Genomic DNA, 23,254 nt, shown 5'->3' on the forward strand with positions numbered 1-23,254 from the left:
TAGGAGGGTTTTATGTTAGATATGTTGTTTGCATTTGTTGCTGTTGCATCAATGTTAATAGGTTTGGTTTTGTCTGTAATGCTTTGGGTTAAAAGCAGCAAGTCAGTTAAAGAATTGTATAAAAACGCATATGCGTATGCAATTATTGATGTTGTATTAGGCGTATTGTCGTATATATCTTATGCTGCGACTATCAATTCTGTAGACATTGATGTGCGTGAGTTCTACACAAATTATTTCACGGCGCCATTGATTGTTCTTGCTGTTCTTGTTGTAAGTATTGCTGCTATAGCTATTTTTAAGAGTAAAAAAATAGCTATGTAAAATAACTAGATTAAACAGTTTATCAAATAATAATAGCCTCCTGAGTTTAATTAAAATTCAGAAGGCTATGTTTGTTATATGTTGTGTTTGGTTTGATTGTGATTTGTTGATTTCAGTCTGAAGTGTGTGTGATATTAGACAAAAGATGCATAAATCGTATTTTTTGTACATTGGATGTATAAAAAATTGTACATTGAATGTACAAAAAATATGTTTTTTGTGTATACAAATTTTATAATCGCGCGCTTACAACGCAATGCATTTGAGTTATAGGTCAAACAGAATCTGTGACCAAGTCGGAGATTCGACCACAGTACTGTCAATAATTCAGTCAACTATCTGAGAGAATAACAGTAAAGACAATTGCGCGTAGCTTTAATTAAAAATGACCATTACTCTAAAATAGACAAATACAAATCAAGTCTTTGATTTAAATATCTTGCAAACAAGTTTGCCATGGCAGACACGTTATGCTTTGCGTGATACTCATCAAAAGCTTCATAATATTTCAAGCGATCAGTAAATTTTATATCTATTGGTGGGTACCCTGCTTTCATCAACTCCAAATTGACCAGCAGTCTTCCTGTTCTTCCATTTCCATCAATAAAAGGATGAATGCTTTCGAATTCTATATGAAAACGAGCAAGTTTAGTAACAATATCTTCATCGCTGTTTTTGTATTTTTTCAATAATTCTTCCATTTTTGAAGCGATTAAATATGGTTGTGGTGGCTCATGTGTAGATCCCATAATTCGAACGGGAACTTTTCTATAAACGCCTCTATCTTTTCTCTTATTGGCTAAAACTAAATAATGTATGTCTTTTATAACTTTTTCATTTATCTGCTTATTTTCGCTAACAAGCTGCTTTACGTAATCAAAGGCTTCTTTGTGTCCAATAACTTCTAGGTGCTCTTTTAATGATTTTTGATCAACAGTAAGCCCTCTAAGAACCATGTCTGTTTCGCGCAGTGTTAAAGTATTTCCCTCAATTGCATTTGAGTTATATGTATATTCTATTAGAAATTCTTCATTAAGTCTTTCTAATTCTCCCTCAGTTAAGGGTCTTCTTGTTTTAAGGGTTTCTAATTTAGTTTTTATGATTGGAATTAGAGATTCACTAATTTTATATCTTCCGTCGGTTGGCTTTGATGCGTCATGTGGTATTTTCCAGGATCTTCCTTCCCGATATGCTCCTGGAATTTTTCCTTCGGAGCATAGAATTCTTACTCTTCTATCTGATATGCCCCATTTTTCAGCAGCTTGGTTTACTGTTATATACATAAAATACCCTTAATCATTGTTGCATTTTATTATATTTTAACGTTTTATCGGAATAATATAAACTGTATCGGAATAACATATTTAATTTATCGGAACAATAGTGATTGATAAAACCAGTAACGTGAAGCTGTGTTAAATATTGGGATATCTTTGTTTAGAATGATTTTGCAAGTAAAGAATAAGCACATTTGATACGCTATAAGCCTCACTGCAACAAGGGCTATGAGTTTATTTTTTTTTACACACTTTTGGCGTTTTGGACCCTTGATTTCAGTCTGAATTCTGTGTGTGATATTTAGACAAAAGATGTATAAATTGTATTTTTTGTACATTGGATGTATAAAAAATTGTACATTGAATGTACAAAAAATACGTTTTTGTGTATACTTATATTTATGAGCGCTTATTTTCCTAGACCAATTGCTGATTCTATTCTTCAATCAAAACGAAAAGTCGTGATTCTTGAAGGCGCAAGAGCTGTGGGAAAAACTATGATGTCAAAGCGTCAGCTTGTGTCTAAAGGATTCTCATACGTGAGCCTTGCGGATGAAAATACGTTTGCGCTTGCTTCAACAGATTTATATGGTTGGTTAAAAAATCTTAGTACTCCAGTTGTTATTGACGAAGCGCAAAGACTGCCAAATTTGCCTCTTGCAATAAAAGAAATAGTCGATAATTCAACGGAAAACAGTTTGCAATATGTTTTAACAGGTAGTGCACTTATAAATCGCAATGGACTAGATGGTCAAGATCCTCTTGCTAGACGCGCTCAGCACTTTACAATGAGTCCTCTTACGCAGTGTGAAATTACTCAAAATAGTAGAAATATTGTAGATAGTCTTATAGAAAGTAATCCAAATCTTAAATATGAAAAAGAAATAAGCAGAGAAGAAGTATATAAAATTATGGCTGCAGGAGGATTCCCAGAATATCAGCAATCGTATGATTCTTACGAGGCTTGGGAGCGAGAAAAGCTTGTTTCAAACGATATTCTTGCAGTGTTGGGAGATACCATTCTTCCAGGAGAACGATTAGACAGAAGCATGGCTGTTAGCATACTTAATAAGTTGTTATGTATGCCTGGCGGGATTCTTAATACGAGTTCAATAGGTCAAGATCTTGCTTTAGATAGGCGAACCATTGAGCGTTACGTTAGTGTATTCTTGCGTAGATTCTTAATAAATTATCTACCGAATATAAAAACTGCGCCCAATCGCCAGACTTTTACTAGAGCCAAAATACACCCAGTCGATACGTCTTTAAGCATTCAAACAATGATTAGTAAGGGTCATAATCCTTTGGAAGATCCCGTTATGTATGGGAATCTGCTAGAAAGTTTTGTTGTAAATCAGATTATGCCTGCTGTGCAATGGTCTAAAACGCATCCAGATTGCTTCTACTGGCGTGAACCTGGTAGCAGCCCTAAAGAGGTTGACCTTGTGCTAAGCTTCCGTGGAAATCTGGTTGGAGTGGAAGTAAAAAGCTCTAGCATGGTGAATCGTAACGATTTTAAGGGACTTGTAGCTCTTTCGCAAAAACCTGAATTTAAGCGCGGATATGTTGTTTACATGGGTCAAAAAATTATGCAGTGGGAGGATAATTTGTGGGCAATACCGTTAAGCGCTCTGTGGGAATGCGATGCGTTTGAGTGATATTGCATAAGTCTTGGGGAATAATCCGCGTTGGCTCCTTCAAAGCGTGATTTTCATCACCGAGATTCTCGATTTTGCGCAACCTTGTAGTGCGTTTGTTGTGCGACACGCGCGAAAAGCCTTTCCTTAAAAAAACCTGGGAAAATTCTTCAAAAACCTTGAAATGCGTATTTTTACGGTTTAAGTGTTGTTTATCCACAAATTTTACGATGAGTGTTGCTTAATTGTGGATTAGTTTGTGTGTGACATTATTTTTTTCTGTTTGTTTTGTGTGGTTGCCTCTTGACTTTTTTAAACGGGGGGGGGTATGTTAATAAGCAAACGCTAGCTGCTCCTAGTTTTGGCTGGTGTTTAAACCACTATCCATATGTTGTGGATTGTGGAGCAAATTTTTCTCTGCGCCCCTAACGCAGAGGAGAAGAAGAAAGGAAATAAAATGATGAATAAGAAGGCTATCGCCGCTTTCGCTGCTGGCGCAACTTTGCTCGCTGGCTTTGCAATGGCAACCCCAGCAATGGCATTTGATTTTAATGTTGGATTGAATGATGACGGTTCTTGGGGTACTACTCAGAAGAAGGCTGCTAAGACTTATACTAAAGCTGAGATCTTGAAGCTCGAGGCTGCTGTTGCAGAAGCTGAGGCTACTGTTGCAGAGAAGACAAAGGCAGCAAATGATGCTCAGACAGCTGCCTATGCTGATGATACTGATGGTGCAAAGAAGAAGGCTGCTGTAGAGAAAGCTCAGAAGGAATTGAGCGAAGCTCAGGAGAAGCTTGAGAAAGCTCAGAAGGAATTGAATGACGCTAAGCCTGCTCCATCTGAAGCTGATCCAAAGAATCCTCAGGGCACAAAGCCAGTTGAGGCTTCTAAGGATGCAACAGTTCAGCCAGGCAAGCCAGGTGCTAAGCCAGGTCAGGCTGCTGGCCAGGCTGGCGCTAATGCTGCTGCTGGTGCTAAGACCACTGTGGTTGAGAAGAAGAAGGATGGCGGTAAGAAGTTGCCTACTACTGGTGTTGGTGTTGCTTTGACTGCTTTGGCTGCTTCTATGCTTGCTGGTATGGGTGCTGTTGTTCGCAAGGCTCGTCACTAAGCATTGCGCGCGCACTGGTGTTCGCTGGTGCGCGTGTAAAAAATAGGCTTGCGTTAGGCGGCGGCGCGTGTTTTGTGCTGCAGCTTGCACACAGGTTTAGAGTTTGCTCGGTTTGCCGAAATTTCCTTTTCTTACCGTGTAGGTTCTTTATTCTGCTTGCGAGTGCTTAATGCTTGTTGCTAGAGATGGTTTTCCGCTAGGGACGGGATTCTGTTCTTTAGTTTTAAAGGCTTGTTAGGTTTCTAACAAGCCTTTTTCTTTTCTGTGTTTTGTTGCTCAATGCGCTAAGTATTTGGATATTTTTGTTTTAGAGTGATTGTGCAAGTAAAGAATAGCCCAGATTCGATTGCTGCAAAACGCTTGTATCGCAAGGCCTAAGACATGATTTCTTACACAGTTTTGGCCTATAACCCATATATTGGATTAATCAACATAAAAAGCGCTGACTTATTTATGCGTTAATACACATTTTGTAAGTCAGCGCTTAGTTTATTGTTAGTAAATTACACGCACCAGTTGCCTATTGCTAATTACAAATCACTAATTAACAATTAGCAATAAATTAGAACGTGCGAACATTGTAGAAATTATTAAGCTCTTCCATCCAACGCCCAGTACCAGATATATCTCCTCTAGTTCCTACGGTAAACCCTGGGAAATTGTTCATTCGTGGTTCAAAGTAGCTTCGAGAGCCATGCCCTTCTGCAGAATTGCCAACACTTATAGCTCCTGCAAAATTGCCGACAGAACGAATAACTCTGTCGTTGTCTACTTTGTAATGAACAGCATAACCTTCGCGAGTCAGACGATTCCCTGCGTTTGCTGCAGTGCGAAGCCAACGGTTGAAGATATTTCCCCAAATTTGAGGAGCATTGAAAGTGTAGATTTTCTTAAGCCAAGAATATCCTTTACCGTCTGCACGAATCAAAGCTCGTTGAGCCAAATAGCCTCCAAGAGAATGACCAGTAATATATAGATTATTTACAGTGTGTTCTCTGCCATAACGCTCAATAAGTTGTTCAACATCGTAAGCCTGATCTGGATTGCGACCTACAGCTATTGCAAGATCATCGTCATAATCATTGAATTGAGAAGTTCCACGAATTGCAAGAACTTGAACAGTTCCTTGCTCTAAGAACGGATAAGGACTTACATTTTCAAACAAGACAGCGTCAAAACCACCCCTATTGTGGTAGGTTTCTTTAACTTTCCAGAACGGGGCTATCTCATTGTGCATAAGACGATATTCATTGCGGTTCTTATAAATGTCATGAAGTGGTTTAGTGTAATCAAGAACCTTGTTTATATAACTATCATCGCGATAAGAAAGTTCAGAAAATAGCGTCATATCTCGTGGGCTTATATCCCATCTGCGAGGATTGCTGTCTTGATTATCTGGAATACCATCGCCATCGGTGTCATTCATCATAGGGTGAGAATTGTACCCATAATAAGTTTTACCGTTTTTAGTATAAGTGTAAATTTCTTGTCTATTAGTTAAGCCGTCGCCATCTAAATCAGCATTTGGGTCTAAAGGCTTTTTATGATACAAAGCCATGTCTAAAGCTCCGGGAAGCTCCAGCTTTATATCTCCATTTGAAATCTGTTTAGCTGTTTTCTCTGTAAGAGGAGTGTGTCTTTCTGTAAGCTGCTCGTTTTGAGTATATGCCATCGCTGGTGTAGTGATGCTTAACATGCTTAGCATAAGACACAGGCTTGCAGATAAGCCTATTAGTTTGAAGCTTTTCTTCATGATTCCTCCTACTTTTGTCATTTATTTTGGGAATTAACCCGAATTAACTCGTTTTGGGAATTAATCCTTTGTTTTTTACTATCTTGTTAGCGCGTTTTACGCTTAAAAGCTACAAATAGCAAGTTATGTAAACTGCACCTTCGCTTAATTACAATTACAGTAATGCTTAATTTTCTTCAATAACTCTCTGCAATCAACTTTGACGATATGAGTTCGATTAAGAAAATCCTAGATGCTGCTAAGTGTTCTTATATGCTCAAATCCGCGCTTGATGTGCACAAATCTACGCTTGTATTGGTGTAGCTTATATGACCATGCTACAGCATTAATCAATTAAATACATCATTAATTAGCATAAAATAAGTGAAAATTGTTGTGTTAATGACATTATGACTTTATGACATTAATCTGCTTTAGTTTGAAAACAATTTAGTCGCAAGTACAAAGATTTATCAGACGTCTGACGAATTGTAGTGATATTGGTGTAATCTACAAATCAAAAGACGAATCAAAAGACGAGTCGAGATACAAGTCGAAAGATAAGTCAAAAGATAAATCAGCTACGATTTCAAGGAGGATATCATGCTGAAAGCTAAATTTGTTGTAGGCGCATACGCATCGTTACCAAAAACTCGCGAAGATCAAGAAAAATACTACGATTTGCTGGGTAAACAAAGCTGGATTGCTGGAACAGAGATTCCGTACCCAGGAGATTTGGCAGATTCACAAAATCGCACGTGGCTAGCGTCGGCAATACCAGCGCATTGGCATGCAAACACTATAACCGCAATACCTGGGACAATGAGGCACATAAACTTTGACCCAGATCCAGAATTTGGACTAGCAAGCCCAAGCGAAGAGGGCAGACATCGTGCGCTCGCATTCTTTAAGGATATTCGCGAAGCCATAGCTGATGTTGCAGATAAACGAGATAGTTGTGATATATCGCACGTGGAAATACACACAGCGCCAACTCGAATAGCACAAGCAGACGCAATGAAAAAGTCGTTGGAAGAACTAGCACAACTAGATTGGTGTGGAGCAAAACTGGTTATAGAACACTGCGATCGATATATCGAAGGACAGAATCCGGAAAAAGGATTCCTACCTCTAGAAGAAGAGATTCAAATTGCTAAAGATGCTGGGGTTGGAATCACAATAAACTGGGGAAGAAGCGTTGTAGAAGAGCGAAATGCTCAAGCTGCTATAGAACATGTGCGCGAAGCAAGGCAAGCAGGAGTATTGCAGGGATTAATGTTGTCGGGAGCTGGACCAGAAGCAACGCAATACGGATATGAGTGGATTGATGGTCATTTGCCAATGAACCCAGATGAGCCAACGTCATTAATGACGTCTAAAGAAATTCAAGAAACTACTCGCGAGGCACTAAAAGACGATTATGCAATCGACTATTTGGGTGCAAAAGTGTGCGTTCCTCAAGACGCTAGCGTTGAAGAGCGCTTGGGATACCTATCGCGTATTCATGACGCTGTGAGCGCTGCGCAGGGCGAGTAAATAGGCAAAGTCGCAAACGCAAGAAAGAAAACGGAAACTACTTATGAATGAAACAAAAGATTCTCGCCCTACATATCTTGCTTTTGACATAGGCGGAACAAAAATCGCCTATGGATTGGTGACTTTGCCAGATTCTAATATTCGCCAAGAAAATGCAGATTACGTATCTCCAACAGTGCAAGAGCATGGTTCAATGCTAACAGAAGCTGCAAAAGGTGGAGAAAGTATAAAGAATCGCTTAGTGGAAAAAGCGTCGCAAATCATAGAAGAAGCGCAGAAAAATGGCAAAACTATTAGCGGAATTGGAATAGCGGCTGCGGGAGTGCCAAATAGTAAAACTGGCGAAATTGTAGCTGCTACAGACATTCTGCCAGGTTGGCGAGGGCAGCGAATTTATGACGCATTTAAGAGCGTAACTGACTTGCCAGTTTATATGATTGGCGATGTTGGTGGACATGGTTTAGGCGAAGCAATTTACGGCGCGGGTCGCGGAAAGTCGATTGTATTTTCTGTTGGCATAGGCACTGGAATTGGTGGGGCGATTATTATAAACGGTAAGCTGTTTACAGGAGCGCACGGAGTTGCTGGGCATGCGGGTCACGTTGTTAGTGACTTGGGAGTAGGTTTTGACTGCTCTTGCGGAGCACATGCGGGCCACATTGAGCCAGTGGCTTCGGGAACGGGGCTTGCCACTCTTTACAATAGCAATCTTCCACAAGGCGCCGAGCTTGCGCAAAACGGCTATGAGATTTGTGTGCGCGCAAATTCTGGGCAGGATGCGCACGCCAAAGAAACGCTTGCTAGAAGCGGCAAGGCCTTGGGAGAGTGCGTAGCTGGAATGGCGAATCTTATAGATCCAGATGTGATTGTGCTTTCTGGGTCTGTTGTAGAAGCTGGCGATATTTGGTGGAATGCTATGCGAAGCGGATTTGAAGATTCTGCTTTGACATTGATTAAGAATACGCCAATTTTAAAGGGTCAACTCGGAGGATCTGCTCCTTTGATTGGTGCTGCTTGGGCTGTTCACTCAAATCGCGTTTAATCGCGTTTTATTGCGCTTAATTTTGTTTAGTTTAGTCATATTTTGAAAAAGGAGGAATCTATATGAATCCTGTGATTGAAAAAATCAAGGGCGGCCTAGTGGTTAGCTGCCAAGCTTATCCTGGAGAGCCGCTAAGACACCCAGAAACAATGGCACAAATGGCAATGGCTGCTGTAGAAGGCGGAGCTGTTGGCATTAGATGCCAAGGATTGTCGGATATTTCAGCGATTAAAGGGCAGGTAGATGTGCCTGTAATCGGAATCTGGAAAGACGGTCATGAAGGAGTTTATATTACGCCAACTTTGCGCCATGCACGCTGCTGTGCTGCTGCTGGGGCAGATATTATTGCGATTGATGCTACGGATAGACCGCGTCCAGATGGTTTGACTTACGAGCAAACTGTTCGCGCTTTGCATGACGAAGGCATAGTGGTTATGGCTGATTGCGGAAACTTTGATGACGCTAAGCGCGCGGCGGATTGTGGAACAGATATTATATCTACCACTTTGGCTGGCACTTCTCCCGGAAGGCCAAAGACTGATGGTCCTGATTTTGAGCTTTTAGGTCAGATTTTGCAAGCTTTCCCAAACTATCCGATTATTTGCGAAGGTCGTATCCACACTCCTGATCAGTTGCATAAGGTTATGCAAATGGGAGCTTGGGCTGCGGTGGTTGGAACTGCAATTACACATCCAACGTCGATTACGCGCTGGTTTGCGGCAAAGTTGTAGGCGGTGCATTGTAGGCGGATTGGTCGCCAGTAACCGTACTGGATAAAGTAAACAAATAAATAAAAGTATTGATTATATGTGTGTTGATTTTGTGCGATTTTGTGCTAATTTAATGACTTCAAAAATTAAATCAAAATTTTCACAAATTCGACACACTTATAACTTGACATCAGACATCAGACCTCTTATGTTTAAAGTAACGCGAAAATAACGCACGCGCTATAATTTAAAACGTTTTCGCATTCGAGGATGAAATGCGAAGAAAACAACTCAATGGTGAGGAGAAAATATGGCACGAATTAACTCAAAGCTAACCGCGGTAATCGCTGCAGGTGTAGCCGCATTAATGATGCTTTCTGGCTGTGGTGGAGCAAAATCCCACAAGGCAGCAAAAGCAAAGACTGCTGTTAAAGATACAATCACAGCTCAAGTCGCATACGCAAGCCGTGACTTTGCGCCATCCACTACTTCGGGCGCATTGCCAATGGCAGCAAACTGGCATGTGACAGAGCCGCTCTATGCTCTTGATTACAGCAATTTTAAAGTCTTCAATGCTCTTGCAAAAGGTGAGCCAAAGAAGATTTCCGACACCGAATATGAGGTAACAATTCGCGATGCTGCAAAGTTCTCTGATGGAACTGAAGTAACAGCAGGAGACGTAGTATCTTCCTTCAAGCGCACAACTGCAAAAGGCAGCCTCTATATATCTATGCTCGACTTTATTGATTCAGTTGAAGCAAAAGACAATCGTCATGTAATCTTCAAGCTAAAGAAAGCATTCCCACTGTTCAAGCAGCGTCTTGCTTTAATCCAGATTGTTCCAACAGCAAAGTCTGACGCAGATCTTAAGAACATGCCAATCGGCTCTGGTCCATGGAAGTATGTGTCCATTACAGATAACCAAGTAAAGTTTGAGCGCAACGATCTTTATAACGGCAAGTACAAGGCACAGACCAAGAAGATGGTTTGGAACGTAACCGTTGACGATACTGCTCGCGTAACAGCAATGCAAGGTGGAAAGACAGACGTAATGGAAATGGTTCCAGCACAAGCATTCAACACTTTGAAGGCGTCTGGTTCCGAGCTTAAGACCGCACAGGGCTTCACGCTTCCATTCGTTATGTTCAACACAAAGCAAAAGCCATTTGATGATAAGCGAGTTCGCCAAGCAGCTCTCTACGCGATTGATGTGAACAAGCTCATCACCAACCAAATGAGCGGTCAGGGCGAGCCAGCAACAAGCTTCTTGCCAAAGAACTATGCAAACTACCACAAGGCAAAGAACGTTTACACCAAGAACATTGCTAAGGCAAAGAGCTTGCTTAAGGAAGCTGGTGTAAGCGGTCCACTAAAGTTCACTCTTTACACAACAGACCACACTTGGATTACTCAGCTTGCTCCACAAATCAAGAACGATCTTGCGGAGATTGGTATGGATGTAGAAATCAAGTCCATGAAGTCTTCTGCTCTCTACCCACAGATTACCGACCGCGACGACGCAAACTACTCCATGGTTCTTGCTCCAGGCGACCCATCTGTGTTCGGCAACGATCCAGATTTGCTTATGAGCTGGTGGTACGGCGACAATGCTTGGACTCGTCAGCGCACGTTCTGGAAGAACTCCGAAGGATACGCAAAGCTCCACAAGCTTATGGATGAAGCTCTTGAAGCGTCCAAGCCAGCAGATCGCCAGAAGTATTGGAACCAGTGCTTCGATTTAATTAGCGACGAAGTTCCTCTGTACCCACTCTTCCATCGTAAGACTACGACTGCTGTAAAGAAGGGCGCATTGGCTGAGTGGAACGCAATCGGCTCCACTGGCATCAACCTTGTAAAAGCAAAGCTAACAAAGTAGGTGCAAGCTAAAAAATAACAAACTTCATTTTCCCTAACCTCTAACCGCAAAACCGGCCCGGCTGTTTACCTTTCTCGCCTTTGTGCAGATGGGCCGGTTTTGTTATGCCTTAATAACAAATTTCTTCAATGGATGTGTGGATGTCTTATGAGTAATTTTCTTAGACTTTTAGGTAGGCGATTAATCGCACTGCCATTCATGGCATTCGGTGTTACGTTCCTCGTATTCTTCCTTATGTCATTTTCAAAATATGATCCAGCAGTTGCAGCATTAGGTGAAAACTCATCGCCAGCAGCACTTGCCGCATTCCGCCATGAAATGGGTTACGATCGTCCGTGGTGGGAGCAGTTTGGATCTTACATAGTTGGACTATTCCAAGGAAACATGGGTGTTTACGGCGTAAACAAGGATTCTGTAGCTCAGAGAGTGGCAGATGCCTTCCCAATCACCTTGCAGCTAACCTTCATTGGTTTGTTGATAGCAATAATCTTTGCAGTAATCTTCGGCGTTTTTGCAGCTCTTTACCGCGACACTTGGGTTGACCAAACAGTCCGCGTGCTTTCGATTATTGCAATCGCAACTCCATCCTTCTGGCTCGGCGTTCTTTTGATTTACGTCTTGCAAATCAAGCTTGCATGGCTCCCAGGATCTGGCGATTTTGTGCCGTTCTTTGAAGATCCAGAAGCTTACATCGCTAGAATGGCAATGCCTTGCTTTGCATTAGGTCTCCCAGTAGCAGGTCAACTTACGCGAATCATACGAACCTCGATGGTAGAAGAATTGGATAAGGATTATGTGCGAACCGCAATCGGCGCAGGTATTCCAAAGAGTGTGGTGGTTGCTAGAAACGTGTTCCGCAACGCTCTGATTACACCAATCACGACTCTTGGTATGAAGATTGGTTACCTTATGGGTGGTGCAATCGTTATCGAAGTTATTTTTGCACTCCCAGGAATGGGCACTGCAATGTTCGACGGCATTAATGGCAACCAACCAATGCTTGTTCAAGGTGTTGTTTTGGTTGTTGCAATTGCATTCATCTTCATAAACATTATTGTTGATTTGCTTTACGTGTTAATCAACCCAAGAATTAGGACGGTGTGACATGCTATTCGGAAAGAATCAGGTAGTAGATGCCGCATCTAAGCCAGGTATCAAATTTAACAGATTTAAAAGCATGAGCTTAGGTTCTAAAATATCGCTTATTGTGATTGCAATACTGGCATTCTGCGCAGTATTCGCGCGATTCCTAGCTCCATGCGACCCAGTAAAGATTACGCAAAACTATCAGCCGCCAACAGGAGCGCACTGGTTTGGTACCGATAACCTTGGTAGAGACGTGTTCTCGCGCGTTATGTATGGCGCTCGCTACTCGCTCGTAATTGGCTTGTCGTCTGTTATCTTTGCTTTGATAATGGGCGCAATAATCGGCGCAATCGCAGCTGTAAGCCGCACTTGGATATCTGAGCTTATAATGCGATTGATTGATATAGTAATGTCAATCCCAGGAATTGCATTAGCGGCTGTATGCCTTGCAATTCTTGGACAATCCATGATTGGTATCATCATTTCCATTGGTGTGCTTTACGTTCCACAAATCGCAAGAATTGTGCGAGCAAACATAATAAGCGAATATGGAAAAGACTACGTTCGTGCAGTAATCGTTTCTGGTGCTCGCGCACCTTGGATTTTACTCAAGCACGTAACGCGTAATATTGCAGCTCCAGTTATGGTGTTCACAACGCTTTCTGTTGCAGACGCAATCGTGTTCGAAGCTTCTCTTAGCTTCATCAACGCTGGTATTCCAGAGCCAACGCCAACATGGGGCAACATTTTGTCTTCCGCTAAAGCAGGCGTTATCTTCGGATACTGGTGGCAGGCATTGTTCCCAGGCTTAGCAATCATGATTACTGTTTTGTGCCTAAACATTCTTTCTGAAGGCATTACGGACGCAATGGTTGCTGCTCCAACTGCTCCAGTAGCTAAGAGCGCTGCAGATGCGGATGCAGCTCGCAAGGAAGATAGGATTCTCACCGACCCAGTGGCAGCTTACAAGGAGCAGCACGACGCTTTGGTTGAGTCTTTGGCAAAGCTTCGCGAGGCTGAGTTAAAGCGCACGGATCGCTTGCAGCCAACGTCTACTGAGCCTCCAGTTATTGAAGTTAAAGACTTGTGCATTCAGTTCCCACGCTACGGCAGCGTAAATGTTGTAGATCACTTGAGCTTCTCTGTTCGTCCAGGCGAAACGATGGGCTTGGTTGGCGAATCTGGTTGCGGTAAGTCAATCACTTCGCTTGCGATTATGGGCTTGCTCGATCCAAAAGCTAAGATTAGCGGACAAATCCTCTTTAATGGCAAGGATCTTGTAAAGCTTAGCCCAAAGGAGCACAATGCTTTGCGCGGACACGAAATCGCAATGGTATACCAAGACGCGTTGTCTTCCTTAAACCCATCAATGCTGATTAAAGCGCAGATGAAGCAGCTAACTTCTAGAGGTGGAACTCGTAGCGCCGAAGAGTTATTGGAGCTTGTAGGCTTGGATCCAAAGCGCACGCTTGAATCCTACCCACACGAGCTTTCTGGTGGTCAGCGTCAACGCGTGTTGATTGCAATGGCACTTACGCGAGATCCAAAGTTGATAATCGCAGATGAGCCAACAACCGCTTTGGATGTTACTGTTCAAAAGCAAGTGATTGACCTTCTTAACGAATTGCGCGAAAAGCTTGGATTCGCAATGGTGTTTGTAAGCCACGATTTGGCTCTTGTTGCTAAGGTTGCGCACTCGATTACCGTAATGTACGCAGGTCAGGTTGTTGAGCAAGGCTCCACTAAGGAAATTCTCACCGATCCGCATCATGAGTACACGCGCGGCTTGCTTGGCTCCGTAACCTCCATTGAGGCTGGTGCTCCAAGATTGCATCAGGTTCCAGGAACTGTTCCAAGCCCATCCGACTTCCCTAAGGGAGATCGATTCGCACCGCGTTCTTCTCATCCAGATCAAGGACTTGACGTGCGCCCAGTAATGAAGCGCATTCCAGGAACGTGGCACTTCTACGCTGCGCCTCCAGAGCCAGAATCGGATGTGCCTTCCGCAATTTTGACCAACTCCGATAAAGGAGATGTGCGATGAACATGAATGTTAACGAAACAAACAAAACTCAAAGCGAAAATGGCGATGTTCCAATCATCGAGTTGCGCGACGCCGAAGTGGTGTTCACTACTCGAGCAGGATCTGGCTTATTCCACAAGAACAAGATTACAGCCGTAAACAAGGTGAATCTTAAGCTTATGCCAGGCAAGACGATTGGTATTGTTGGCGAATCTGGTTGCGGAAAGTCTACTACTGCAAACATTATGTGCGGTCTTCAGCAAGTTACAAGCGGCAAGGTTTTGTTTAAAGGTCAAGACGTTACGCATAGAACTGCAAAAGAGCGCATGGATATTGGACGCGTGGTTTCCGTTGTGTTCCAGGATCCAGCAATGGCTTTGAATGCGCGCATGAGTGTGATTGACCAGTTGATTGACCCGCTTGTTGTGCACAAGATTGGAAGCAAAGCTGAGCGCGATGCTAGAGCCAAGGAACTAATACGAATGGTTGGTTTGCCTCACTCTGTTCTTGGCGCTTTGCCAGGTCAGCTTTCTGGCGGCCAGCGTCAGCGCGTGGCAATCGCTCGTGCGCTTTCGCTTAACCCAGATGCAATAATCGCAGATGAGCCAACTTCCGCTTTGGATGTTTCTGTGCGTGCTCAGATTTTGAATCTTCTTTCCGACTTAAAGAAGAAGCTGAATCTTTCCATGGTGTTTATTAGCCACGATATTCAAACAATTAGATACATATCCGACGAGGTTGTTGTTATGAATCATGGAACGATTGTTGAGCGTGGCGAAACTCACCAGGTGATTAACAATCCGCAAGATGAGTACACAAAGATTTTGATGGGCGCGGCGCCTTCGCTGTTGCACCCAACGGAAGAAGAGTGCAAGTAGTGCAAGCAGTGCGAGCAAGCGCTAGTCGTTAGTCGCTAGCTTGAATGCGAGGGCGGTCTGTTAAGACCTTGCAGTAAATCCATGCAGGCCGCCCATTAATTGCAAAATCTAAAGTCATAAGTCATAAATCAATAAGTCATAAATAATAAAAAATACGAAAGAAGTTTAATCATGGCAGAAAAATTCCACGGCGTTATTCCACCAGTAGTTACGCCATTAACGGCAGACGGCGAAGTAGACGTTGTTAGCTTTGAGCGTTCGCTTAACCGAATGATTGAAGCAGGCGTAGACGGCCTGTTTACGCTTGGATCTTCTGGCGAAGTTGCGTTTAGCACAGATAAGCGCCGTCGTGAAATCATTGAAACCGTAATGCGCATTGTTGATGGTCGCGTGCCAGTGTTGGTTGGGTGCATCGATACGGAAACAGACCGTGTTATTGAGCATGCAAAAGAAGCTAAGGAGCTTGGAGCTGCTGCAATCGTTGCAACAGCGCCATTCTACGCACTCGGCGGCATGGCAGAAGTTGAGCGCCACTTCCGTCTTATTCACGAAGCTGTTCCAGATTTGCCACTGTTCGCTTACGATATTCCAGTTTGCGTACACACAAAGCTACCAGGCGCTTTGCTTGTAAAGCTTGGTAAAGATGGCGTACTTGCAGGCGTTAAGGATTCTTCCAACGATGACGTGTCGTTCAGGTTCCTTGTAGACGACAACAATAAGGCTGGTCACCCATTGACTTTGCTTACGGGTCAAGAGGTTGTTGTTGACGGCGCATACATGGCTGGCGCGGACGGTTCTGTTCCAGGACTTGCAAACGTTGAGGCAACTGGCTACGTGCGCATGTGGAAGGCTGCTCAGGCTGGCGATTGGGCAACAGTTAAGAAGGAGCAGGATTGGCTTGCTGCTTTGATGCGAATCGTTACTGTTCCTAGCGGAGTGGCAGGCTTCGGCGCAGGAGTTGGAGCATTTAAGACCGCAATGGCGTTGCTTGGCGTGTTTGACACAAATCAGATGCCAGACCCAGTTTGCCCACTTAAGGGAGAAAATGTTGAAGCCGTGGCTCGCGTTCTTAAGGAAGTTGGCTTGACTTTGGCAAAGACCCCAGAAGAAGTAAGCGCTTCTACTAAGTGAGTATTTTTATCAGATAATTTAAGCAAATAATTTAAACAAAATCGTTTATTCATGGTGCATAGTAAATAAATGGTATTGCGGCGTACGTTTAAACGTATGCCGCAATGCTAATATTTGCTTGGAGTATTTGCAGAATCAAAAATCACCAAAGCTTTAAAGGAGAAGCTAAAGATGGCTGAAGTTATTATTGTAAAAGATCAGGATGAGGCAGGCGAGCTATACGCCGAATCTGTTGTAGATTTGATTAGTCGCAAGCCAGACGCAGTACTAGGGTTGGCAACAGGATCAAGCCCATTAAAAGCCTACGAGCATCTTGCAAAGCTTGTAAAAGACAAGAATGTTGACGTGAGCCGCGTACGTGGATTTGCGCTTGACGAATACATTGGATTGCCATTAGAGCACGAACAATCTTACCACAGCACAATCCGCAGAACCGTAACCGATTTAATCGGCTTAAACCCAGATTTAGTGCACGTTCCAGGAGATGTTCTTAATGGAGCACCATTAAGCGAAGGTGATAAGATTGCGCACGCTGGAGCAGACTACGACGCTGCTATTGCTGCCGCTGGTGGGATTGACGTGCAGATTCTGGGAATTGGCTCCGACGGTCACGTTGGATTCAACGAGCCAGGATCTTCTCTTGCATCTGGTACTCGCGTTAAAACACTAACCGAGCAGACTCGCGTAGACAACCGCAGATTCTTCGACGGAGATATTAACCAAGTTCCAACTCACTGCATAACACAAGGAATTGGAACGATTTTGCGCGCTCGTCATCTCGTGCTTCTTGCGTTTGGTGAAAATAAGGCAGATGCGGTAGCTGCAACAGTAGAAGGTGGAGTAAGCTCGCTATGCCCGGCTTCTGCGCTTCAAATGCATCCTCATGCAACAGTGATTATAGATGAGGCTGCTGCAAGCAAACTTAAGCTTGCTGACTACTATCGTTGGGTGTATGCAAATAAGCCATCTTGGCAGGGGATCTGATACACAAGTCTGAAATTTAAGATAATAAATTTAAGATAATAAGATATCAAATAAGCACAAGCATAGGTGAATGAAATGTCAAAAGATGTGTATTTAGATGCCGTAAAGAAGATTGATGATTCACTAAAATCAAACGAAGAGCGCAATTTTGTAGTGCGCAACGTGAACGTTGTAGACGCTCGAGGAATTGTACCCAATTCGTGGATTTTGGTTAGTGACGGCGTAATTCTAGAGACTGGCATTTTAGACGAAGACCTTGCTTTAGCTATTAGCACTCGCGGCTTAAGCGCATCTGATTTAAGTGTTGTGGATGGGCGTGGCTGTTTTGCTACGCCAGGGTATATTGATCTGCACGCTCATGGAGCCTGGGAGCATTCGTTTGACGATGGTGCCGAAGGTATTGCTATAGCGCGCGCGTATCACATGCTTCATGGAACAACTAGGCAAGTTCTTAGCTTGATTACAAACCCTCTTGACGTAATGCAAGAGAATTTGCGTACTGTTAAGCGTGTTATGCAAACGCGCCCAGATGTGCTTGGGTCGCATTTAGAGGGTCCGTTCTTGGCGTTGTCTAGAAAAGGCGCGCACGACCCTAATTGCCTAGTGGACCCTACTCCAGAGCGCGTTGAGGCGTTGCTTGAGGCGGCAGATGGAACTTTGCGCCAAATTACTTTGGCTCCAGAGCGAGAACACGGCATGGAAGCGATTAAGCGTTTTGTAGAAGCTGGCGTGATCCCAGCAGTGGGGCATTGTGATGCAGATTATAAAACCGCGCGCGCGGCTTTTAATGCTGGCTCTACGCTTATGACTCACATGTTTAACGCTATGAACGGCATTCATCACCGTAAGCCAGGTCCAATTCCTGCTGCTTTGGAGGATTCACGCGTAACTATTGAGCTTATTAACGATGGTTTCCACGTTGAAAACCCAGTTTTGCGAATGGCTTTTGATGCTGCTCCTAATCGCATTGCGTTTGTAACGGATGCTATGGCTGCAACAGGTTGTGCGGATGGTGCTTACAAGCTTGGTGCTCTAGACGTTACTGTTACAGACGGTCACGCAAGGCTTGTTTCTAATGGAGCTATTGCAGGATCTACCCTGATCTTGGAAGTGGCAGTTGAGCGCGCTGTTAAGGAACTTGGCATTGGTTTGTCGGCAGCTATTGCGGCTGCAACTCTTATTCCTGCCCGCGCACTTGGAGTAGATAAGCCGAATGCTATAACTAGCGCTCCTTTGGGCTTAGTTGAAAAGGGGTACGCAGCCGATTTGCTTTTGCTTAATCTAGGAACTTTGGCAGTTGAGCACGTTTGGTGCGACGGTCATAAAATTTCGTAACGTAAAGCGTATCGTTGCGATTAATCGTGATGCTGTAGTACTCAGGCATCACCATTGAAGATGAAAGAACCGCTCCCTAAACTAGAGCGGTTCTTTCATCTTATGCACACCAAGCTAGGTAGAGATTCGAGATTTTTCGCAGCGAATGAAGCGAACCTCAGCATCTTTGATGGTGATTCGCTGAAGTAGCAAGAAAAATCGAGAATCTCAGCGATTAAGCAATACGCAATTGTTCAAGAATGTAAGAGGGCTGGGTGATTCTTGGTCGAACAGTATAAGAGCGGCAGCCGATACCAAATAATCCAAATGATCAACCACTACAAACAAACTTCAACCAAAAACAAAATAAAAGCCAAAACGGAACAACCGCAACACCAGACTACACGTAATAGGCAGAGCGTTGTGAGACAAGAAACACCCAGCCCTCGCGCAACGCTAAATAGGAAAATCGCGCAACACCAAGCTAAGTCACAGCGCTCATGCAAGTCGATTCGTAAGAAAATTATGCGATTTAGTGCTTATGCAGTCTATTAAGCAAAATCGACTGAATTGGCTCGTAATGGTCGTTTACCGCCTGTCTATATCCATCTGCGTCTCCCGCAATAGCCGTTTTTAGCATAAGCTCGTGCGCTCTAGCGGTTTTTTCAAGCTCGTCCGAAACTTCCAACCCCAATTGTGGCAAAACCGCCATATGCACAAGCCACAAGCATCGCACGAATTGCTCTGCAATCGTATTGTTTACCGCGCGCAAAATACCAGTGTGGAAAGCAATGTCTTGTTCCAAGAACGTTTTTCCAGCATGTGCTTCTTTAGTCATTATTTCCGAAAGCGCCTCCAATTCTGGATGCTGCGTTCCTTTAAGTGACTCAACCACCTTATCCGCGCATCCAAGGTCTAGGAATTTTCGCATTTCTACAACATCGCTTAAATCTTCAAAATTCTTATTAATGGATATTAAGGAGCGAAAAGCGAGTGTTTCCACCATTGGATCAAGCGATAATGAGCCAACAAACATGCCTTTTCCTTGCTTAACTTCCACAATATTAAGCGCTTCCAGCTTGCGAATCGCCTCGCGCACCGATGACCTTGATGCACCAATCAAGTTGCAAAGCATTGGTTCTGTTGGCAGCATATCTTTTGGCTGCAAGCGTTCTCTTAATATGAGCGACCTGATTGCATCCATTGTTTCATCGCAGCGTTTTCTAGCTGTGATTGGAGCGGAGTTTGAGTTTGAGCTTGCCTGTAAGAAAGATAAACGATCTAGTGTTGTCATCTCGTCGTCTTCATGGCTGTTAAATGTCTCTTCCATGTTGGCTCCTTTCAGTTCGCGTAAGGCTTCCTTCTTCTAAATCTTTCATTTTTTCACTTGTGTTTATTTTATTTTTTATACAATCTAAGTCTGTATTGTTTAAACTTTTTGCATTGCTTTTAAAATCTATTTGTAAATTATCCTGCTTCCAAAGATTGGAATCTATTGCTGTTATATAAATTCCAGTAGTCTCTCTTTCCCACAGTAGTTGCAAAGTTCGTTTATTGCTAGAGCTAAGGCATTGATAAACGTGGTGGAATGGGTTTATGCACACGCTTTTTGCCCACGTTTTTCCGCCGTCGTAGCTAAACCTCACAACTCCGCGACCGCGATAAGGCATCATTTGGCTTGCGTTTGCAAACGCTATACAGTCTGCGTTGTCTGCATTTTCGCTGTTAAAACAGGTTGCGCTCGGCTGGCTGAATATTTCTGGCAAACTTGTGTCAAAAATCAGCTCGCTCCACGTTTCTCCGCAATCGTGACTAATGGCTTTGCCTACACATCCCGAGCGATTTTGATTTCGGAAGAAAGCTAGAATGTCGCCATTTTTGCGTTCAACAAACACAGTTTCGGAGCTTGTGGCATCGTCGTCTTGCATTGTTGCAGGGTCTACGATTTTTCCGTTGATTAATCGTCCTTCGTTAATCATTTTGCCTCGGCTCCATGTTTTGCCGTCGTCGTCCGAAATAAGCGCTCCCGAAGAATAGTGCGATTTGCTTTTGCCGCTGCAATAGAATGGCACAAGTATTCTGCCGTAATGTTTCTCGCTTTGTCTAATAACAATTCCATTCCCTGGGCATACTCCAGCGAAGCTCATCCATGGCTCCTTAACCATGTGATCGATTAGACGTGTCGCGCTCCACGTTTTGCCGTCGTCGTCCGAGTAGATTTGCGCTATATAACACGTTTTTTCGGCGAATAATGGCTGACTTTCGCTTGCAATTTCTTGCGATTTCCATATGTTCCACGTGGAACTGTCGCAAGTTTGATTACTGTGCGAGTTATTGCGTAAGTCATTGTGCGAATCGCAATTTTTTATACTTCCGTCTGGGAAAACTAGCCACTTTGTTGCGCATTCTTTTTCGCTAGAATCGCATGGCAGTTTTACGGCCGCGCTCCCATCCATCAATGCTGCGTAGTGTCTGCCAAAGCGATCTTCCATCTTGATTCTTCCGCATTCGTCAACGCCTACATCGGTTTTGCAATTTGTTAACCCAATTCCGCTAGGATTAAGGTCTATTAATACGTTAATTCTTTCGCTTTTTCCCGCTGGATCTAAAATAGGGCAGGAGTCGATTGCGCTCGCGCCCAGTTTTCCAAGGTTTTTGCCAGGCATGTTGATTACGGTTTGCAAAGGCTTCCACGTTTTTCCGCCATCTGTGGATCTGCGAATCACAAAGTTTATGTGGTTTGGAGCGTCGTTTGAAACGCTTGTTCGCTGGTCTGCTCCTGCGATTAGCGTTCCCATGCGCGTTTTTACAAGAGACGGTATTCTGTAGCTGCGAGAGCCCGCATATCCCGTATCGAATAATGCGGTTGTTACAAGCGGCTTTACTCTTGATATTCTTTGGATTTGTCCTTCGGTTAGTGCGCTAAAGTAGATTCCGCCTGTTCTAGCTTCGCCCATTAGTCGCACTCCGCGCAAGTCTTCGCCTATACTCACTGCGTTTAATTCTGGTATATTTGCAAACCAGAATTGTCCTATATTGTGTGACTCGCTGTATCCGTCTACGTAAATGTCGATTGCTCCGCGATTTGCGCGAATAATCAAGTCGTGCCATTCGCCGTCGTCAACGCTTGCGGCTGCTTCGATTACGCTTTTTATGCACGTTTCGCTGTCGATTAGCGTGATTTTTATGCCTTCTGGTCCTGCGTACACGCTTATTTTTTCGCTAGATTCTAGATTAGTTTTTGTTCCAACAGTTCCAGCAGCAAAAAGCACTCCATGTTGGCCAGGTCCGCGCAATCTAAATTGAATGTGCAAAGTTCCGCTTGAGTTGCAAGATACGCGTTTTATGTCTCTTGCACAAATCGTAGGTCCTGCAAACCATATGTCTGGCTGTGCTTGAGTGGCCGAATTTGCGATTTCTTCTGGATTTGGCAAGTGACTTGAGTAGTAAAAGTCGTAGATTTGCGAAGATTCTGCCTGCGCTGCACACACTTCGGCCGCTTTTCCGCTCACTCTTTGCGGCCCAAGATTCGTTGCGCTCGCAAAGCATTGGTATCCGTCTAAATAGAATCGGCTTCCAAAACTTCCGTACGTTATTGCAAAATCGTGTTCGCGCCCGTCGCATGCGCCTAGCGCATCTTCCATTTGTAGTGCAATTTCTTTCGCACCGTTTGCGTCGGCGCTATCTTCTAAAAGATTTTGTGCACTAAGCAGGGGAGCGTCTTCTTTAATACTTATTTTTATTATTGGAGTTGTGTGCTCTTGTTGTGCAGAAGCTTCCGACTTTTGCGCGGGCTTAATATCTAATAAATCACAATCCGAATTTGCTACAAATTTAAACCCTATTATTCCTTCGTTCTGATTTATTTCCTCGTTTTTATCTTTGCGATTGATTCCCGATTCGTTTTCGCTATATTTTTTGATTTCACTAGATGGTGTAATTTTTATTGTGGCATGGTTGAATCGCGTGTGCTCCGAACCTTTGATATCCGCGATATCTTCAATAAGGCTCGTCGTCTTCGTTGAACGACGTTCCATTTTAGTCCTCCATGACCAGAAAAATTAAAACCACTATGTTTTAACACGTCTGACGTCTTACGACATCTACTTATTTAGTCTATCACATATTTTTAAGCAAACGCGCAACTGTTGTAAGATGATGCTACAAAATAAAAAAGAACGTCGAAAAATCAACGTTCTTAAAGAGTGCGAACGGCGGGACTTGAACCCGCACGAGTATACACTCACTGCCACCTGAAGACAGCGCGTCTACCATTCCGCCACGTTCGCATACAGACCACAAAGCTACCATATTTGCGCGCTTTTAGCAAATATACACCTAGTGTGTTTATGCAATTTGCTCAAATGGCATCACTCAGCAAGGTAGAGATTCGAGATTTTTCGCAGCGTATGAAGCGTTTCGTTCGCGCGGTCTAAGCGCGCGAACGTCTTCGCCGCGCAGAAGCAATGCTTCTGCTCTAAGCGGCTCAGCGAATCGAAGTGCATTCGCGCGCTACGCTTTAAGCGCTCATGCAAGTCGATTCGCAGTCCTCCGATGGTGATTCGCTGAAACAGCAAGAAAAATCGAGAATCT

Annotated in this window: 17 protein-coding genes and 1 tRNA gene; 13 read left to right on the top strand and 5 right to left on the bottom strand. The window is 43.6% G+C overall.

Annotation, left to right across the window (positions count from 1 at the left end; translation table 11 throughout):
* The first annotated feature begins 12 nt into the window (after nucleotides 1-12).
* Nucleotides 13-324 carry a peptidase A8 gene (locus tag GAVG_RS00210; RefSeq protein WP_004113951.1) on the top strand — a complete coding sequence of 104 codons (312 nt, stop codon included), beginning with the start codon at nucleotides 13-15 and terminating at the stop codon, nucleotides 322-324.
* 392 nt (nucleotides 325-716) lie between these two features.
* Here GAVG_RS00210 and GAVG_RS00215 read toward each other — a convergent pair whose 3' ends face one another.
* The gene (locus tag GAVG_RS00215) at nucleotides 717-1,607 is read right to left on the bottom strand and encodes a Fic family protein (RefSeq protein WP_004116510.1); all 891 of its coding nucleotides are present in this window, start codon (nucleotides 1,605-1,607) and stop codon (nucleotides 717-719) included.
* Nucleotides 1,608-2,002: 395 nt separating this feature from the next.
* On the opposite strand from GAVG_RS00215, the gene GAVG_RS00220 reads away from it, so the two are divergent.
* Entirely contained in the window at nucleotides 2,003-3,259 is a 1,257-nt protein-coding gene (locus tag GAVG_RS00220) for an ATP-binding protein (protein WP_004113947.1), read from the top strand.
* Between the two features lie 436 nt (nucleotides 3,260-3,695).
* Nucleotides 3,696-4,349, top strand: coding sequence for a hypothetical protein (locus tag GAVG_RS00225; RefSeq protein WP_048653109.1), 654 nt, complete (start codon nucleotides 3,696-3,698; stop codon nucleotides 4,347-4,349).
* A gap of 562 nt (nucleotides 4,350-4,911) precedes the next feature.
* Here GAVG_RS00225 and GAVG_RS00230 read toward each other — a convergent pair.
* Nucleotides 4,912-6,102: a lipase family protein gene (locus GAVG_RS00230; RefSeq protein WP_048653110.1), complete on the bottom strand. Its 1,191-nt coding sequence runs from the start codon at nucleotides 6,100-6,102 to the stop codon at nucleotides 4,912-4,914.
* A gap of 582 nt (nucleotides 6,103-6,684) precedes the next feature.
* On the opposite strand from GAVG_RS00230, the gene GAVG_RS00235 reads away from it, so the two are divergent.
* From GAVG_RS00235 to nagA, 10 genes are all read left to right on the top strand, one after another.
* Nucleotides 6,685-7,617, top strand: a complete 933-nt coding sequence (locus GAVG_RS00235; RefSeq protein ID WP_048653111.1) for a DUF4862 family protein — start codon at nucleotides 6,685-6,687, stop codon at nucleotides 7,615-7,617.
* A gap of 43 nt (nucleotides 7,618-7,660) precedes the next feature.
* Entirely contained in the window at nucleotides 7,661-8,659 is a 999-nt protein-coding gene (locus tag GAVG_RS00240; protein ID WP_009993557.1) for an ROK family protein, read from the top strand.
* Nucleotides 8,660-8,721: 62 nt separating this feature from the next.
* Nucleotides 8,722-9,390 carry an N-acetylmannosamine-6-phosphate 2-epimerase gene (locus tag GAVG_RS00245; RefSeq protein WP_004113937.1) on the top strand — a complete coding sequence of 223 codons (669 nt, stop codon included), beginning with the start codon at nucleotides 8,722-8,724 and terminating at the stop codon, nucleotides 9,388-9,390.
* Between the two features lie 289 nt (nucleotides 9,391-9,679).
* Nucleotides 9,680-11,245: an ABC transporter substrate-binding protein gene (locus GAVG_RS00250; protein ID WP_004116517.1), complete on the top strand. Its 1,566-nt coding sequence runs from the start codon at nucleotides 9,680-9,682 to the stop codon at nucleotides 11,243-11,245.
* A 198-nt stretch (nucleotides 11,246-11,443) separates the two neighbouring features.
* A complete protein-coding gene (locus GAVG_RS00255; RefSeq protein ID WP_004113928.1) occupies nucleotides 11,444-12,349 on the top strand; it encodes an ABC transporter permease in 906 nt (301 codons plus the stop codon).
* A gap of 1 nt (nucleotide 12,350) precedes the next feature.
* A complete protein-coding gene (locus GAVG_RS00260; protein WP_009993832.1) occupies nucleotides 12,351-14,375 on the top strand; it encodes a dipeptide/oligopeptide/nickel ABC transporter permease/ATP-binding protein in 2,025 nt (674 codons plus the stop codon).
* On the top strand, nucleotides 14,372-15,232 hold the full coding sequence (locus tag GAVG_RS00265) for an ABC transporter ATP-binding protein (protein WP_004116524.1): 861 nt from the start codon (nucleotides 14,372-14,374) through the stop codon (nucleotides 15,230-15,232). The genes GAVG_RS00260 and GAVG_RS00265 overlap by 4 nt, the downstream gene beginning before the upstream one ends.
* Before the next feature lie 171 nt (nucleotides 15,233-15,403).
* The gene (locus GAVG_RS00270; RefSeq protein WP_009993834.1) at nucleotides 15,404-16,363 is read left to right on the top strand and encodes a dihydrodipicolinate synthase family protein; all 960 of its coding nucleotides are present in this window, start codon (nucleotides 15,404-15,406) and stop codon (nucleotides 16,361-16,363) included.
* Nucleotides 16,364-16,534: 171 nt separating this feature from the next.
* Nucleotides 16,535-17,347 carry a glucosamine-6-phosphate deaminase gene (nagB, locus tag GAVG_RS00275; protein ID WP_004116530.1) on the top strand — a complete coding sequence of 271 codons (813 nt, stop codon included), beginning with the start codon at nucleotides 16,535-16,537 and terminating at the stop codon, nucleotides 17,345-17,347.
* Between the two features lie 75 nt (nucleotides 17,348-17,422).
* A complete protein-coding gene (gene nagA, locus GAVG_RS00280) occupies nucleotides 17,423-18,682 on the top strand; it encodes an N-acetylglucosamine-6-phosphate deacetylase (RefSeq protein ID WP_009993835.1) in 1,260 nt (419 codons plus the stop codon).
* Nucleotides 18,683-19,193: 511 nt separating this feature from the next.
* Here the strand turns inward: nagA and GAVG_RS00285 are convergent.
* The 3 genes from GAVG_RS00285 to GAVG_RS00295 form a co-directional block, all read right to left on the bottom strand.
* Nucleotides 19,194-19,991, bottom strand: a complete 798-nt coding sequence (locus tag GAVG_RS00285) for a FadR/GntR family transcriptional regulator (protein ID WP_013399385.1) — start codon at nucleotides 19,989-19,991, stop codon at nucleotides 19,194-19,196.
* Nucleotides 19,975-22,698 (bottom strand): sialidase family protein, encoded by a 2,724-nt coding sequence (locus GAVG_RS00290; RefSeq protein ID WP_013399386.1) that lies wholly within the window; start codon nucleotides 22,696-22,698, stop codon nucleotides 19,975-19,977. Before GAVG_RS00290 ends, GAVG_RS00285 begins: the two co-directional genes overlap by 17 nt.
* 169 nt (nucleotides 22,699-22,867) lie before the next feature.
* Nucleotides 22,868-22,950, bottom strand: a tRNA-Leu gene (locus tag GAVG_RS00295).
* Nucleotides 22,951-23,254 lie beyond the last annotated feature (304 nt).

The organism is Gardnerella vaginalis ATCC 14018 = JCM 11026, from assembly GCF_001042655.1.
GTDB classification, from domain to species: Bacteria; Actinomycetota; Actinomycetes; order Actinomycetales; family Bifidobacteriaceae; genus Bifidobacterium; species Bifidobacterium vaginale.

Coding starts and splice junctions, on each gene's coding strand:
- GAVG_RS00210 (WP_004113951.1), top strand. CDS start 13: ATGTTAGATATGTTGTTTGCATTTGTTGCTGTTGCATCAATGTTAATA.
- GAVG_RS00215 (WP_004116510.1), bottom strand. CDS start 1,607: ATGTATATAACAGTAAACCAAGCTGCTGAAAAATGGGGCATATCAGAT.
- GAVG_RS00220 (WP_004113947.1), top strand. CDS start 2,003: ATGAGCGCTTATTTTCCTAGACCAATTGCTGATTCTATTCTTCAATCA.
- GAVG_RS00225 (WP_048653109.1), top strand. CDS start 3,696: ATGATGAATAAGAAGGCTATCGCCGCTTTCGCTGCTGGCGCAACTTTG.
- GAVG_RS00230 (WP_048653110.1), bottom strand. CDS start 6,102: ATGAAGAAAAGCTTCAAACTAATAGGCTTATCTGCAAGCCTGTGTCTT.
- GAVG_RS00235 (WP_048653111.1), top strand. CDS start 6,685: ATGCTGAAAGCTAAATTTGTTGTAGGCGCATACGCATCGTTACCAAAA.
- GAVG_RS00240 (WP_009993557.1), top strand. CDS start 7,661: ATGAATGAAACAAAAGATTCTCGCCCTACATATCTTGCTTTTGACATA.
- GAVG_RS00245 (WP_004113937.1), top strand. CDS start 8,722: ATGAATCCTGTGATTGAAAAAATCAAGGGCGGCCTAGTGGTTAGCTGC.
- GAVG_RS00250 (WP_004116517.1), top strand. CDS start 9,680: ATGGCACGAATTAACTCAAAGCTAACCGCGGTAATCGCTGCAGGTGTA.
- GAVG_RS00255 (WP_004113928.1), top strand. CDS start 11,444: ATGGCATTCGGTGTTACGTTCCTCGTATTCTTCCTTATGTCATTTTCA.
- GAVG_RS00260 (WP_009993832.1), top strand. CDS start 12,351: ATGCTATTCGGAAAGAATCAGGTAGTAGATGCCGCATCTAAGCCAGGT.
- GAVG_RS00265 (WP_004116524.1), top strand. CDS start 14,372: ATGAACATGAATGTTAACGAAACAAACAAAACTCAAAGCGAAAATGGC.
- GAVG_RS00270 (WP_009993834.1), top strand. CDS start 15,404: ATGGCAGAAAAATTCCACGGCGTTATTCCACCAGTAGTTACGCCATTA.
- nagB (WP_004116530.1), top strand. CDS start 16,535: ATGGCTGAAGTTATTATTGTAAAAGATCAGGATGAGGCAGGCGAGCTA.
- nagA (WP_009993835.1), top strand. CDS start 17,423: ATGTCAAAAGATGTGTATTTAGATGCCGTAAAGAAGATTGATGATTCA.
- GAVG_RS00285 (WP_013399385.1), bottom strand. CDS start 19,991: ATGGAAGAGACATTTAACAGCCATGAAGACGACGAGATGACAACACTA.
- GAVG_RS00290 (WP_013399386.1), bottom strand. CDS start 22,698: ATGGAACGTCGTTCAACGAAGACGACGAGCCTTATTGAAGATATCGCG.